Annotated in this window: 7 protein-coding genes and 1 pseudogene; 6 read left to right on the top strand and 2 right to left on the bottom strand. The window is 65.8% G+C overall.

All coding sequences use genetic code 11. The annotated features are described in order from the left end of the window. Nucleotides 1–154: 154 nt before the first annotated feature. The 5 genes from RN607_RS13535 (at nucleotide 155) to RN607_RS13515 (ending at nucleotide 11,163) form a co-directional block, all read left to right on the top strand. On the top strand, nucleotides 155–6,859 hold the full coding sequence (locus RN607_RS13535; protein ID WP_313543139.1) for a DNRLRE domain-containing protein: 6,705 nt from the start codon (nucleotides 155–157) through the stop codon (nucleotides 6,857–6,859). Between the two features lie 789 nt (nucleotides 6,860–7,648). Beyond that, the gene (locus RN607_RS13530; protein ID WP_313543138.1) at nucleotides 7,649–8,200 is read left to right on the top strand and encodes a hypothetical protein; all 552 of its coding nucleotides are present in this window, start codon (nucleotides 7,649–7,651) and stop codon (nucleotides 8,198–8,200) included. A 501-nt stretch (nucleotides 8,201–8,701) separates the two neighbouring features. Beyond that, a complete protein-coding gene (locus RN607_RS13525; protein WP_313543136.1) occupies nucleotides 8,702–9,169 on the top strand; it encodes a hypothetical protein in 468 nt (155 codons plus the stop codon). A gap of 274 nt (nucleotides 9,170–9,443) precedes the next feature. Beyond that, entirely contained in the window at nucleotides 9,444–10,259 is an 816-nt protein-coding gene (locus tag RN607_RS13520; RefSeq protein WP_313543134.1) for an RHS repeat-associated core domain-containing protein, read from the top strand. A 427-nt stretch (nucleotides 10,260–10,686) separates the two neighbouring features. Continuing rightward, nucleotides 10,687–11,163 (top strand): PH domain-containing protein, encoded by a 477-nt coding sequence (locus RN607_RS13515; RefSeq protein ID WP_313543132.1) that lies wholly within the window; start codon nucleotides 10,687–10,689, stop codon nucleotides 11,161–11,163. A 70-nt stretch (nucleotides 11,164–11,233) separates the two neighbouring features. On the opposite strand, the pseudogene RN607_RS13510 reads toward RN607_RS13515, so the two are convergent. Continuing rightward, nucleotides 11,234–12,493: pseudogene (locus RN607_RS13510) on the bottom strand (IS3 family transposase). A 71-nt stretch (nucleotides 12,494–12,564) separates the two neighbouring features. On the opposite strand from RN607_RS13510, the gene RN607_RS13505 reads away from it, so the two are divergent. Continuing rightward, a complete protein-coding gene (locus tag RN607_RS13505; RefSeq protein WP_313543131.1) occupies nucleotides 12,565–12,774 on the top strand; it encodes a PLD nuclease N-terminal domain-containing protein in 210 nt (69 codons plus the stop codon). 188 nt (nucleotides 12,775–12,962) lie between these two features. Here the strand turns inward: RN607_RS13505 and RN607_RS13500 are convergent, their stop codons facing one another. Continuing rightward, a complete protein-coding gene (locus tag RN607_RS13500) occupies nucleotides 12,963–15,437 on the bottom strand; it encodes a flippase-like domain-containing protein (RefSeq protein ID WP_313498029.1) in 2,475 nt (824 codons plus the stop codon). Nucleotides 15,438–15,466: the final 29 nt, after the last annotated feature.

Raw genomic sequence — 15,466 nt, 5'->3', positions numbered from 1 at the left:
GGGAGGCAGCTACGGGGCGGCGGTTGGCGGGGTGCCAGGTCCGCTGTTCCGGACGCGTGTGCGTCCGCTGGGGGCCGTTGGGGGCGGGGTCGCTGTGGCGATTTCTGTGGGTTCTGCCTGTGTGGCTGGTCGTTGGTCCCGTGGGGTGCGTGGGGTGTCGATCGCGGTGATCGCGGCGTTCACGATCCTGATCGTTGGTGAGGGTGGTGCGGTCGCTGCCGAGCCGACGCCTGCCGCGGCGGTGGATTGGACGCAGCAGGGTGCCTGGGAGGGGTTGACAGCTCCGGATGCGGTGTCGGCGGAGATGCTTGCGGTCCTCAAGGACGAGGCGGTCGAGGATCTGTCGCAGCGCACGGAGACGTCGCAGACATTCGCGCTTCCTGACGGTCAGTGGCGCTCCGACATGTATACGGGCCCGGAGTGGGTGGCGACGGGTGAGGATCGGACGACGGAGGCCGGCTGGGAGGCGTTGGACACGGACCTGGTGTCCTGGTCGGATGGGTCGTATCGGCCTGGCGCGCATCCGGCGAACCTCGTGTTCTCCGGAGCGGCCACGGGCCATGTGGCGCTCGTGACGGGCACGGATGCTGATGGCGGGGACTTCACGTTGTGGTGGGACGGTACTGTGCCGGCACCGATCGTGGACGGTGATGCGATCCGGTATGTCGACATTGAACCGGGCATTGACGTCGTGTTCTCGGTCACCGCGACCGGGTATGAGCAGTTCTTCGTCGCCAAGGACGCCCATGCGCTTGCGCGGGCTGAGGAGCTGTCGCTCACGTTCGACACCTCGAGCGCTGAGCTACGTACCAATGGCTCCTCGATTGTGGGTGTGTCCGACGAGGGTGATCGAGTGGTGCACGTCTCGGACGTTCAGGCGTGGGACGCGGACAATGACGCGCTGCGTGGCGAGCCTGTCGCGGACATGGCGCCCGCGCCGGGGGCAGGGGCCGGTGTCTCTGCATCGCCCTCGCCGACGATCCCATTGGATGCGGCACTGAACCAGGTGCCTTCGCAGGTTGATGTGCCTGCGCAGATGGGTGTGTCGGGCGATACGGGATCGATCAGGATCGATACCGCTGATGTTCCGTTCGATGCCTCCGATGCGTTCCCGGTGGTGATCGACCCGTCGGTGAACTTGACGTTGTCGTTCGACACTTACGTGTCGACGGCGTGGAACTCGGATCGCTCGAGCGAGACGGATCTGTTGATCGGCACGTGGGACGGGGGAACGTCGAAGTATCGGTCCTACATCAACGTGAATGTGTCGCCGATCCTAGGCAAGGCGGTGACGAGCGCGACCTTGTCGCTGTGGGAGTACCACTCGTGGTCGTGCACTCCCGAAACGTGGGAGGTGTGGGCGTCCGCCTCGCCTGCATCGACGTCGACCCGGTGGTCGAACATGCCTGCCCTGTATGGGAAGTACGCGACCGTGTCGACCACGAAGGGCTATTCGTCGTCGTGCGCGGACGGGTGGGTCAGTGCGGACATCACCCAGATGGCGAAGAACTGGTCAGGCGGTTCCGAGACGACGAAGGGCGTGATCGTCAAGGCTACGTCCGAGACGGACAACTTCTATTGGAAGCGCTTCAACTCGGGCAACGCAGCATCGAACAAGCCCGTGCTGTCGGTGACATACAACTCGTATCCGAACATGCCCTCCCGTGGTGATCTGGTCGCGGGACAGTTCAACTGGTACCCGTCGTCATCGGATCCGAACCGACAGCTGTTCGTCAATGTCGTGAGGCCCACGATCTCCGCAGTCGTGTCCGACCCGGATGGCGGCAACGTGCAGGCGGTCTTCACCGTGCATACGGGCACCTCCACCGCGGGCACCGCCTACTGGAACAAGGCGTACGGCACCGCGGTAGCGTCGGGCGGCACCTCCACGTGGTCGCCTAGCACGGGTATGCCAGCGCTGGTGAACGGATCGAGCTACACGGCAGAGGTGTGGACCTCGGATGGATCATTGCTGTCCACGTCGTCGCGCACGTTGTGGACGTTCACCGTCGATACTCAGCCACCGGGCGTCACGACGGTCACCTCCCCCCAGTTCAGCGATGGCCAGTGGGTCAAGACCGCACCCACGGTCGGCAGCGCAGTTCTGACCGCGACCGACGCAGTCACGTTCGAGTACAAGCTCGACTCCGGGGCCACGAAGACCGTCACCACGACCTCCGGCACGGCGACGATCACGGGCCTGGCGTTGACCAACGGCGGGCACAAGGTAGAAGCGCGTGCCCTGGATCGGGCGGGCAACGCCAGCGCATGGACGACGTTCGAGTACGGCGTCGGGTCGGTCGGAATCTCGGCGCCGACGGTGGGCTACAAGACCACCGACAAGGTGCCCGTGAACGCGTCCGCACCTCCGAGCGCGAATGGCACCATCGCGCGGGCGGTGTACTACCGTGCCGCAGGAACCGCGAACGCATCGGACTACACCACCGATTCTGGTTCCGCGACAGGATGGACGAAGATCACCGACCTGAGCACGGTCGCTGCGGGAGTGGATCCCAAAGTGAGCTACACGTGGTCTGCCGCGGCGTCCGTGCCGGCGGGCAAGGAACGGGTGCCTTACAGGATGGAGGTGCAGGTGTGCTTCACCTACTCCTACACCGGTGACGTGCTGTGCACGTGGCGCGATGATGCGGCAACGCATGCCACAGTGCTGCGCGTCCCGCACGCCTTCGGCGACAGCTTCCCCGTCACGACTGCAGGGCCCGGGCAGGTCGCCTTGTGGACCGGAGAGTTCAACACCTCCGCGACCGATCTCGAGGTGCCGGCCTATACCGGCACCATGTCGATCTCACGCAGTTACAGCTCGTTCGCCGGCGGTACGGAGACCTCCGTGTTCGGGCCTGGGTGGACTGCCTCGTTCGAAGGATCCGACATCGGCCAAGCTGGTCTTACGGTGTACGACTCCACTGGCGACGACGGGGTGATCGCCTTCGAGCAGACCGACGGCACCTACCTGCTGTATGTCGAGCCCGGCGGTGGGACCACCGCCCTCAAGGCCGGTACCTACACCGCCTACGACGACGACACGGCCGCGCTTGGCTACACCGTCGCCGTGACCGGCACCGGCACGGCCGCGAAGCTGACCATGGTGGACGACCTGGGTGTGTCGACCACGTGGGGTCGCACCGCCGCTGGCGGCTGGGTCGCCGAATCGATCCTGGAGCCCGCCTCGTCCGGCACGACCACGTTCACCCACGACGCGTCGGGGCGCATCACCCAGATCCTCGCACCCGTACCCGCAGGAGTGACCTGCACCGCCACCCTGACGGCTGGCTGCCGGGCGCTCGAGGTCCAGTACTACGCGACCACCGACACTGCCACCGGCGCCTATACCGGACGCGTCAGCTCCGTCATCTTTCACGCATGGGATCCTGCTACAGGTGCGATGGGGGCACAGAGCGTCGCGCATTACACGTACGACTCGGCAGGGCGTCTCGCGTCGGTCACCGACCCTCGCTCGGGCAGCGCCGTCACCTATGGCTACGGTGCTAACACCGCCTCCGGCGCGCCGAAGCTGACATCAGTGACTCCCTCGGGGCTGGCCGCGTGGCGCTTCACGTATGGCACGTCGTCGCAGGGCTCGGACTCGCTGCTGTCCGTCTCCCGTGACGGCGCCACCAGCGGTGCGTCAGCGGTGACCGTGTCCCGTTTCGTCTACGGGTTGAACACTGCGTCGATGCCGTCAGGGGCGCCCAACGTGGCGGCGGCCGTCACGGCATGGGGGCCTTCAACCGAGCACCTGCCGACCGCCGGGTTCGCCGTGTTCTCCCAAGGCGACGACCCCGGCACATCAAGCCCCGCGTCCGTACCGTCAGCTTCGTGGAAGAACGCGGACCTGCAGTTCACGGACGACCTGGGCTACACCGTCAACACCGCGAGCTATGGGGCCGGCGCGTGGCAGTACACGGCAGACGAGTTCGATACTGGTGGGCGCGTCGTACGCCACCTCGATGCCGCCGCCACCGCCTACCTCATCGCGCAATCCGCCGCGACCGGCGGGCAGACGCTCCCGGCCGACGACGTCAACGCCGTCGCGACCCTCACCCGCTACAACGCCGATGTGAAGGCCACCGCGACCACCGTGTGGACCAATGCTGCCGGAGTGCAAACCACCATCAAGGCAGGCGACCTCCTGGTGCCGGCAGGAAGCTACGTGACCGACACGTGGGAGCCAGCAGAACCCACCCCCGACGGCTCCATGGCACGCCTGCACACCCACTACGACTACGACCAGGGCGCACCCAACAACGCCGTCAACCCCCGCACAGGCCAGAAGTTCACCCTGGTCACCACCACCACCGTCACTCAGGCGGCAGCCGACACCGGCACGTGGGACACCACCGTGCCGGTCGCCACAGGCGAGACAGTCCTGTCCCAAACACTCACCGGCTACAACCCGATCGACACCGCGTCCGCGACATCAGACACGTCCGGATGGATCCTGTCAGCGGCGACCGTCGCCACCACCGTGATGGCCACGAGCACCGACAACATCGTCACCAAGACTCGTTACGACAGTCTCGGGCGTGTCGTCGAGACCCGCGCACCTGGCTCGACCGGCACCGACGCCGGCACCGACCTCACCACCTACTACACCGCCGACACCAACAGCGCCGACGCACAGTGCGGAAACAAGCCCCAATGGGCGGGCCTGACGTGTGTGACCAAGACGGGTGAGGCGACGCCCACAGTGCCGGCGGTGCGCACCACCGGGTACTCGATGCTGCTCGCGCCCACGACCACCGTCGAGTCCCTCGGCACGGTCACGCGCACCACCACGACCGCATATCTGGCGGATGGTCGGACCGCGTCGTCGTCGACCGCGACGGCCGGGCTGGCATCATCCCAGGCGCTGCCGACCACCGACTACGTGTACGACCCGGTGACGGGTCTGCAGACCGCCACAAAGTCCGTCGATGCGGCTGGAGTGACCATCTCGAGCGTGTCTATCGGGTATGACCGGTGGGGTCGCACCGTCACCTACACCGACACCGACGGCGTGGTCACGACCACCAGCTACGACACTCACGGCCGCACCGCCGCCATCGATGACGGGCACGAGGTCACCGCCTACACGTATGACGGTACGGACGCGACGGGCTTGCAGGAGCGTCGCGGCCTGCCCACCGCCGTCACCATCACCGCGAAGAGTCTCGACACCGTGTCGGGCACATATCCGGCCTACACGTTCACCGCGGCCTACGACGCGGCAGGGAACATGACCGTGCAGACGATGCCCGGTGGCCTCACACAGACCACCAGCTACACGCTCGCCGGCACCACCACCGGCCTGACGTATTCGACCGTCGACGCGGCCGGCGACACCGTCGCCCTGGTCGGTTGGAGTGAGGTGTCTGACCTGTTCGGTCGTGTGGTCGCGGAGTCGACGCCTGCCGGCGAGGTTGATCCTGACAGTGTTTCCCCGTATGACCGGTCGTATGCGTATGACATGGCGGGACGCCTGACGGTCGTCACGGACCGCACCGCCGTCACAGGTGAGACGGTCAACACGGATCCGGCTGCCGGAGATGTCACGGCATGTGTGACACGCTCGTACACGTTCGACGTCCGTGGGAACCGTCTGTCTCGCACGGCCGGACTCTCGGGCACGGACGGGGGGTGTGTGGCGGCCGGGACCGGTACGGCACAGTCGTGGACGTATGACACCGCTGATCGGGTCCAGACCGCAGCGAACGGTGGAGCCGCATACGTGTATGACGGCCTGGGGAGGCAGACCCTGATCCCCGCAGCAGACACCCCAGCAGGAGTGTCCGCGGGGGATGTGACGGTCGGCTACTACGACAACGACCTCGCCGCGTCGGTGACCCAAAACGGTGTCACCACGACCTACAGCCTGGATGCCCTGCAACGGCGTGCGAGCGCGTCGACGACGTCGAGCTCGGGCACGACCACCCTCGTGCGTCACTACGCGGATCAGTCGGACAGTCCTTCGTGGGCGGTCGCGACCGACACCACCGGCACCGTGTCGACGTCTTGGTATGGGTCGTCCCTGGGTGGCGACCTGGGACTCACCCTCACCGACGGGGTCGCGCAGGTCCAGTTGTCCGATATCCATGGTGATGTCGCCCTGCCGATCACCGTCAGCGCCGACAGCACGGTCACGGGCGTCGGTGGGTATGCCGACTTCGACGAATACGGCAACCCCAGTGCGTTGACGACCGACACCGACACCGGGGTCCTGACCTACGGATGGCTCGGAGCGAAGGAACGCGCCACCGACACCACCGGACTCATGCTCATGGGAGTCCGCCTCTACAACCCCGTCACCGGCTCCTTCACATCAGTGGATCCCGTCCCCGGAGGCAACACCACCGCCTACACCTACCCCCAAGACCCCATCAACAAGTACGACACCACAGGCAAGAACTGGTGGTCAAAGCTTGCGAAGAAGGCTCTCGCTAGCCGGGCACTGCGAATGATCGCCGCTGGGGCGATTGCGGCAGCTGTGTGCGCGGGTACGGCGGGACTCGGGTGCGTTATTGTGGCTGGCGCGATAGTGGGCGCTGGACTGTCCGTCGCCAATTACCGAGTCTCCACGGACACCAGGAGCACGAGCGGCTACGCGAAGGCGCTAGGAGTTGGAGCTCTGGAGGGCGCGGTCGCCGGACTCACCGCTGGTCTTGGAAAGTACCTAGCGGCAACCAAGTATGTGCGCGCTTCGAAAGGGGCCTCGGGAAACTTCCGGGTGTCGATCGGGCAGACACGCCAGTACTACGAGGCGAGCGGACGTGGCCCGCAGTGGAACATTCATATAGAACGCAGGTATGCAGCTTTCAACAACTACGGTCGTGGCAAGTATGTCAAGTTCTGGGAAAAGTGAGCTGAGATTCCGTGAGCATCAGTGAGGATCTTGACCGGCTCATCGTCGCCGCGCTTGCGCGGTACACGCAGGTGCGAAGGGTCGCCTTGCCTAGACGAGTGACGTACGAAGTGGCCTCAGACGTTGGTCGCACTGCGGAGATCGGGCATGCGAATGACGTTCACCTGTGGCTCCAACTTGGGGAGAAATGGAGATATGACACCCACGCAGACGACCTTGAGGGGCTTAGCTTCGAGATGCGGGAGATTCTGGCTACATGCACCCGTTACCTTGACGGAGCGCTGGCAGAGCCCGACAACGAAGACACGCGGGCACGGTGGCACCTTGGCAGTGACGGATTCGTGATGAGGTCAGTCAAGAAGTAGATCCCCGTCGAGTTCGATACCACAGTGAGAGCGTCGTGAGCCTTGCAGTCTTAACTCGACTATCTGAATTGGCTGTGGGTCTGGGAGCGGCTGGCCTAGGGCCGGCTGGCGGGGTGGGTGTTGCCGATCCAGGCGTGGGTGCTGATCGCGATCTACGTGGCGATCGTCGTGTAATGGTTGGGTCTGCCCCAGCATCGGTTGACTTCTTGACCTGCCCCAGGGTTTGGTTACCGGTGGCAGTGTGTCGTTCAGGCTCGATTGCGAGGAGTCCGAACCAAGCCCAAGCCCTACCCGCCCGAGTTCCGTCATCGTGCCGTCGCCCTGGTGCGCGCCGTCAATGCTCACACGGGAGCGCCTCGCCTTATCTGTTCGACGTCGAGGAGATGCTAGGAAGATGATGAGTCGGTCAAGAGTTGGCGCCGGGATGGTGTGGCGCAGCTCGGTGCAAGCGAGGATCCTCGTAAACCTCCTCTCGTATCCGGCCTCGTTCCTGATGATCCTGCTGGTGGCGTCGGCCGATTCCAGCGGGAGCCGCGACACGTCGGGTGTGGTCGTCTTCGGCATCGCCGCCGTGTTGATGACGGCGTGGGCGTCTGCGTCGGCGTTTCGTGCGCGGGTGGTGGTCGACGGGGAGTCGTTCACGGTGGTGAATACGTGGGTGACGTTTCGGTATCCGCGGACGGCGGTTTCGGGGGTGGCGTCGGACGGGTTGTCGTTCTTGCGGGTCGATTTCACGGATGGGTCGAGTCGGCGGTGTTGGGCGATCCAGGCGACGAATCTGATGTTGATGTTGCGTCGTCGCACGAGGGTGGACAAGGTTGCTGACGAGATCCTCGAAGCGTTGGGTGGTGAGGGTCGGGTGGTGTCGAGTGAGCCGTTCGAGGTGGCGAGGTCGTGGTCGGGGTTGCCGATTCACGCGTGGGTGCTGATCGCGATCTACGTGGCGATGGTCGTGCAATGGTTCGCCACCACGTGACAGCAAAGAGGGCCACGCGTGGTGCAGTCGGCGCAGTCTGCAATGGCGTCCACGCGGCCGCGTACGTGCGACTAGGTGTACCGGGCCATCAGGTTGGTAGCACCGCTCGAGTTGTGACGACGAGAACCTCCGGAGCCTGTCAAGTTTTCTGTGTAAGTGACTTGGTCAGTGGGTCAGGCAGGGGTTGATGCGCTCGGGGTAGGCGAGCGCGTGGTGGGCCAGGGCTAGCTTCCAGTTCGTGGTGTGATGCGCCCCGGGTTTCAGCCGCAATTGCCGTGGCCGCAGCCGTCGTCGGTGGTGCCGCTGGCAGGCTCACGGAGGTTGCGGTGGCACGCGCGGGTTCTGCTGCGAGGGCTTCGTTCTCGCGGGCTATCGTGAGGATCGGACTTGGAAGCAGGAGATAGATGACGAGGTACGACTTGACTGTGCGTAGGGTCGGCTTCGTCGCGGAGCATGTGGTCGGATATGGCGTCAGCAAGTGAGTCAGGTGGTAGGTCGTCTGTGCGCCAGTTGATGGAATCACGGCACGTCGTTCGCTCGGGCCTGGTTGCGTGGGGATTCGCGGCGATGCTCGTGGTGCTTGGCCTCGCGACGTTCATGGGTGCGGTGGATACCGGTCAAGGTGGTCTGTTCGGAGCATTCGGGCTGGGAATGTCGGTACTCGTGGTCGCCAGGGTCTTCGTGGGCGGCGTCTGGGTGGACCGGCATGGTGACCTTGTGGTGCGGGACTGGCTTCGTACGAGGACATATCGTGTCGACCACGACCTTGTCATCGGCTATGTGCCGTATGACGGATTCGTGAACTCCTATCAGGACTCTCGAGTGTGGGCGACGCTCACGTTCAAGGACGGCCGTGGGAGTGCGCGGGCGTGTCGGCTGACGGTGGCAGGGTTTGGCACGACGAAGCGTCGGGTGAAGGACTTGCGAGAGCAGTTCGGCTTGCCTGCTGGCCCTGGTCGGTTGGAGTGAAGTGTCGGACCTGTTCGGTCGTGTGGTCGCGGAGTCGACGCCTGCGGGGCTGGTCGACTCTGACAGTGTTTCCCCTTATGACCGGTCGTATGCGTATGACATGGCGGGACGGTTGACGGTCGTCACGGATCGCACCGCCGTCACAGGTGAGGCGGTCAACACGGATCCGGCTGCCGGAGATGTCACGACCTGTGTGACACGCACTTACAGGTTCGACGTCCGTGGGAACCGTCTGTCCCGCACAGCCGGGATCTCAGGCACGGATGGGGGGTGTGTGGCGGCAGGGACGGGCACGGCACAGTCGTGGACGTATGACTCGGCTGATCGGGTGCAGACCGCCGCGAACGGTGGAGCCGCATACGTGTATGACGCGTTGGGGCGGCAGACCCTGATCCCCGGAGCGGACACCCCTGCAGGAGGATCGGCTGGGGATCTGGCGGTCGGTTATTACGACAACGACCTCGCCGCGTCGCTGACCCAAAACGGTGTCACCACAACCTACAGCCTGGATGCCCTGCAACGCCGCACGAGCGCGACGACCACGTCAAGCTCGGGCACGACCACCCTCGTGCGCCACTACGCGGACCAGTCGGACAGTCCTTCGTGGGCTATCTCGACAGACACCACCGGCAACCAGACCACGTCTTGGTATGGGTCGTCCCTCGGCGGCGACCTAGGACTCACCCTCACCGACGGGGTCGCGCAGCTGCAACTGTCCGATATCCATGGTGATGTCGCCCTGCCGGTCACCGTCAGCGCCGACAGCACCGTCACCAATGTCGGTGGGTATAGCGACTTCGACGAATACGGCAACCCCGTCACCAGCACCACCGACACCGACACCGGAGTCCTCACCTACGGATGGCTCGGAGCGAAGGAACGCGCCACCGACACCACCGGACTCATGCTCATGGGAGTCCGCCTCTACAACCCCGTCACCGGATCCTTCACGAGCGTGGATCCCGTCCCCGGCGGCAACACCACCGCCTACACCTACCCCCAAGACCCCATCAACAAATACGACACCAACGGCAAGAACTGGTGGTCAAAGATCAAGAGTGGTGCATGGGCCGCGGGACGTTGGGCTTGAAAGAATTGCACCCTCGTGGCGAATATTGTCGCTGCGGGCGCTTGCATCGTTGGAGGCTTGTTGGTGTGCGCAATCGCGCAGGCTGTAGCTTTTGGCGTGCGCGCGCAACAGCGTGCAGCTGAGGGCGGCGGATGGCGGAAGACAGCGAAGGCGACCGCTGGTGATGCGGTGCCGACGGTGGCTACGTTCGGGCTTCTAAGAGTTCCGATGACGATGGCTCGCGTCGGTCGGCTTACCACGTTCGCCAGGGGTACCTCCACCGCCGCGTGGAAGGGTGCGCCTGCCAAGATTCTCGGCCGCGATATCTACTATCAGGGGGCAGTGGCGTCGAGTGCAGGCTTGGTCCTTCCGGCCTTGAAGGTTGCAGGCTGTGCCAAGCGGAAGAATCAATACTGTTAGAGAGTGGCTGGGGAGCGGGGCGTGTGACATGACCAGGATCGGCGCGGTGCGCGTAACTTTGCGCGGCGGTTGGGTGCAGTTCGTCGGGCTCGCGCTCTGTTCTGCCGGATTCGCCCTCGTCGGCTGGTCGATGGTCGACTATTCGGAGGATTTGGTGGGTGAAGTGATGGGATGGGTGATTGCGATCCCATCCACTTTCTTCATGCTCCGCGCACCGTTTGTTCGCGTTGTCGCTGACAGCGGTGGCGTGTCGATCCACGGTTGGGCCTCGCGACGCAGGATCGCGTGGGCACAGGTCGCGGCGGTCGACTCTGCAGTGCTTCAGGATCGGATTCTTTGGTTCTCGCAAGCGCCTGTTCTGACGATTGTTGGGCGCGACGAGCCATTGATTCTCCAGCAGATCTATCACTATGAGCCACGCGAGGAACCCCGGCCAAGCGGCCGAGTGATGCGTCAGGTCGGACAACTGCGGGAGTTCCTCAAGGCGAGTCGCGTTGGCGGGTGACCCGCGAGTTCTCGCGCGATTGGGCCACACACGGTTCGTGGACTGAACCGTCCGCGGTTTCTTGCCGCTTCTATGCGGGTGTCGGCACCGACGGTGCGGGCGTGGTGATGTCAGCGTAGTAGGCAGCCTCGAACTCGTCGGGCGGGACGTCGCCCAGGCGCGAGTGCAGGCGGTGCTTGTTGTACCAGTCGACCCATGCCAGCGTGACCCATTCGACGTCTTCCAAACGCCTGAGCGGGCCGTCGCGGAATGGTGAGTCGTCGCGGATCGCTTCGTTCTTGAACAGCCCGATCGTGGACTCTGCCAGGGCGTTATCGTAGGCATCGCCGATAGATCCGCTTCGCAAGCTGCGATGCCTTCGAGGGCGAGGGTCTCGGCGAAGGAGACGGACGTGAACTGGCTTCCTGCGTCAGAGTGATGCACCAGGCCGTCGCCTGCAGGGTGCCCGGCGCGGTCGCGCCGCCACAGTCCCATGCGCAGCGCGGTCGTCACCAGCGGCGTCGTCTTCGACATCGACGCATGCCAGCCGACGATCGCCCGCGAGTAGCAGTCGATGACGAACGAGACGTAGGCGAAGCCGGCCCACGTGCGCACGTAGGTGAAGTCCGCGACCCAGCGGATGTTCGGGGCCGGCGCGGTGAAGTCCCGCTCCAGCAGGTCCGGGGCGCGGTCAGCATGTCGGTCAGCGATCGTGGTGTGCACACTGCGGCCACGCACACGACCGTTGAGTCCCAGGTCTCGCATGAGACGGTCGACCTGACGGGCCGAGGCAGGTAGGCCTTGGCGTCGCAGGTGGGAGACCATCTTGCGACGCCCGTACATGCCCTCGGGAGTGCCGGTCGTGGCCAGCAGCGCGTCGATCACGACCGCATCGCTGCGGTCCCGCACCGATGCGTCACGGATGCGCATGTCTCGGTAGGTTCGCGCGGCGATGTGGACGCCCTGGTCTCGCAGGACGGAGCAGATCGACTCGACCGCACGACCCTTGGCGCGCTGCTCGTCGATGAACGCGACGATCAGCGCCGACGGGGGTCGAGTTCCCTTAGCGCAAGAAAACCGCTGCGTCCTTGAGGATCGCGTTGGCCTCCCGCAGCTCGCGGTTCTCACGCTCGAGCTTGCGAATCTTCTCGGACTCGGACGTCGTCACGCCCTGACGCTCACCGGCATCGACCTGCGCTTGGCGCACCCACCGGCGCAGCGACTCGGCCTCGAAGCCAAGCCGGCCCGCGACCGTTTGGCACGCGACGGTGAGATTCGGGTAATCGTCGAGATGGTCCAAGACCAGCCGCACGGCGCGCTGCTTGGTCTCCTCGGGAATCCTCTTCGGCATGGGCTCTATCTTCCTTCCAGACTCGAAAGGAAGCGGCATCAAACCGAGGACGGTTCAAAATCGTCGGCAGCATGCAGACGGGCCTCTCGCCGATGTGGCTGTTTGTGGCGGTGTTGATGGCGCTTGTCATCGTCGACATAGTGAGAAACGACGTGAAAGTCGCGCCGAGGTGGGCGTGGATCGGCGCAACGGTCCTGCTCTTCCCGATCGGCCCGATCTTGTACCTGCTGTGGGGACGCGCGAGCCGCCGCACGCAGGGGAACCTGTCCGCCGGGGCCTAGTCTCAAGGCGTCGCACCCAGAGCCCCCAAAGGGGTGGACTAACAACTGGCGGGCTTGCCCGTCTGATCGACTCCCGACGGGAGTGTCGGGTTCAGATGCGCGGGTCTGCACCCTGGCAAATGCCACGCTTGATCGACCGCGGTGCCGGATGGACGGTCACGCCCAGCCGCGGCGGCAGCTTCAAGCAGCTACAGCTCGCCGTGGTTCTGCAGGAACTTCATCGCGAAGTACCCCATGGGGATGCGCGCCCAGTACGAGATCAGGCGGTAGATGATCGCGACAGGCACGGCGACGGCGCCGAGCCCCGCAGCGGTGAGTCCGGCGATGAGCGCGGTCTCGACGGCACCGAGCCCGCCGGGCGTGGGCACCAGGGCGCCGACAGCGTTGGACAGGAAGTAGAGGACGGCGACGTCGATGAGGGCCAGGTCCTGGCCGAACGCCTCGAGCACCGCCCAGAACGCGCCCACATAGGCGCCCGCGAGCACCAGGTTTCCAGCGATGCCGACCGCCAGGCGCCAGGGCTGGCCGATGACCTGCGACAGACGCGGCCACGTCTGGCGGGCCATCGGCACCACACGCGCGGCGACCAGCTTGCGCACGCGCGGCACCGTGAGCGACAGCGCCACGACGGCAGCGACCACGCCGACGCCGATCAGGATCGACGTGCTCGGCAGTGCCGCGAGCGTTCCCTCGGAGCCGGTGGTGAGCGTGAGGAGCACCAGCGCCGTCACGGTGACGATGATGGAGCTCACCTGCACCAGGCCGACGGTGGCGACGGCCAGCGGCGTGGGCACCTTCCGGCGCGTGAGCAGCCGCAGGTTGAGCGCGGCGGGGCCGATGCCGGCGGGCACGGCGAGCGCGATGTACGCCGCAGCCGCCTGGGTGAGCCACACGCGGTTGAACGGCATGCGGATCGGGCTGAACGCGGCGAGGCTGATGGCGGCGCCGATGAACGTCAGCCAGTCGAAGGACAGCGCCACCAGCAGCCACCACAGGTTCGCCTCGGACAGGGCGGCGATGATCGTCTGCGTGTTGAAGCTGGCAAGGATGATCGCGGCGGCGATCACCCCCAGGAACAGCGTGAGCACGGTGCGCCAGCCGAACCGCTGGATGTTCTCGGTCTCGATGTCCGCATCGGGCAGGCGCGTGATGATCGCGGAGCGGATGTTCGGCAGCGCATGGTGGTCCGCCTTGCGCAGGGCGTGCCGGGTGGACCGTGGCAGCACGATCGACTGCAGCAGCGGCGCCACCTGCTCCAGGTCGTCATCGCTCATGGCGCGCAGGGCGGAATCCACGGCGCGCTCGCGGCCGACGACGGGCACCAGCAGCGCGAGGGTCTGCGCGAGGTCGATGCGCTTCGCGAGCGTGGACGTCGCGACCTCGCCCAGCTCCCAGCTGGTGAGCCACACGACGGGGTCCGCGCCCTGATCCTGGCCCACGAGGATCGTGTCCGCTGACAGGGAACGGTGGGAGATGCCTGCGTCGTGCGCCTGGCCCACCTGCTCCCAGATGGCGTCCACGGTCGCGTCGCTGACGGCGTCGGCGTCCAGGCCGGACAGGGGGACGACGCCGCTGGGTCGCTGATAGATGATGATCATCGTGTCGCGCACATGGCTCATGCCGAGCACACGGGCGGTGCGGACGCCGGCGGTGCGCGCCGCGTGCGAGACCAGCGCCGTGGCCTCCGCGGTGTGGCGCAGCGACACGTCGGCACGGGCGTCGATGCCGCGCAGCCGCAGGGTGTTCCAGAACTTCACCAGGAAGCCGGCGGCGTGCTGGTCGCCGTCCAGGGCGATCGCCAGCAGGTGGTGGTTCTCCCGCGTCGTGAGCGCGTAGACGCGACCCTCGCGCGTGCGGCCCATCGCGGCGGACACCTCGTCCAGGTCGACGGCCGCGTACTCGTCGTGCACGTCGGCGCGCACCAGCTCCTTGGGGTCGAAGCCGGCCCTGCGGATGCCGGCCACCAGCGCCTCGCCGTAGGCACGGTCAGCGGTGGAGCCGATGGACCAGCGCAGCAGCAGGCCCGTCGCGCGGCCGATCAGCACGGTCACCAGCGCGGCAGGGAGCGTCACGATCGATGAGATCACGGCGACCGCGATCGCGGCCCACACCAGGTTCCACGACACGGACAGCACGCGGCGCCCGGAGCGGAACCCCGCGACGGTCAGCATCGCCGCGACCGCGGAGATGTATGCCGGCAGCGAGACGACCATGCTGCCTTCCGAGTTCCGGATCGCGAGCCCGTGGATCAGCTCCGTCGAGCCGAAGTAGGTGGTGGTGAGCGCGGACACGACGGTCGCGATGAACGCCAGCACTGCGGCGCCCATCATCTCGAGGATGCGGCGCGGCTCGCGTCGCACCGCCATCTCGATGATCACCACGGCCGGGATCACGAGAGTGACGATGCCGGAGAAGATGTTCACAGGCGCCACCAGCAGGCGCTGGAGGACCTTCGCGAAGCCGCTCACATCCTCCGTGATGCCCTCGGTGGTGCCTGTCGCATACGCGCCGATGAGCAGCACCACCACGATGCCCACCAGGGTGGCGATCAGGGACAGAAGGTCGGTGAAGCGATGGACCCGCACCTCCGGTGCGTCGACGATCCGCACCTGTGCGGGGCCCGCCGGCTGACCCGGCTGGTCCACGAGTGCGTCGGCGGCCATGGAGCGAGTCTAGGGGGCACGGTCCGGGA

The organism is Demequina capsici, from assembly GCF_032102965.1.
Classification (GTDB): domain Bacteria; phylum Actinomycetota; class Actinomycetes; order Actinomycetales; family Demequinaceae; genus Demequina; species Demequina capsici.
The sequence above is the reverse complement of the archived record's forward strand: the minus strand, read 5'-3'. Positions and strand labels throughout refer to the sequence as shown.

Bases quoted from the DNA above. Each gene is read 5' to 3' on its own strand.
- RN607_RS13530 (WP_313543138.1), top strand. From the start codon at position 7,649: ATGGTGTGGCGCAGCTCGGTGCAAGCGAGGATCCTCGTAAACCTCCTC.
- RN607_RS13515 (WP_313543132.1), top strand. From the start codon at position 10,687: ATGACCAGGATCGGCGCGGTGCGCGTAACTTTGCGCGGCGGTTGGGTG.
- RN607_RS13505 (WP_313543131.1), top strand. From the start codon at position 12,565: ATGCAGACGGGCCTCTCGCCGATGTGGCTGTTTGTGGCGGTGTTGATG.
- RN607_RS13500 (WP_313498029.1), bottom strand. From the start codon at position 15,437: ATGGCCGCCGACGCACTCGTGGACCAGCCGGGTCAGCCGGCGGGCCCC.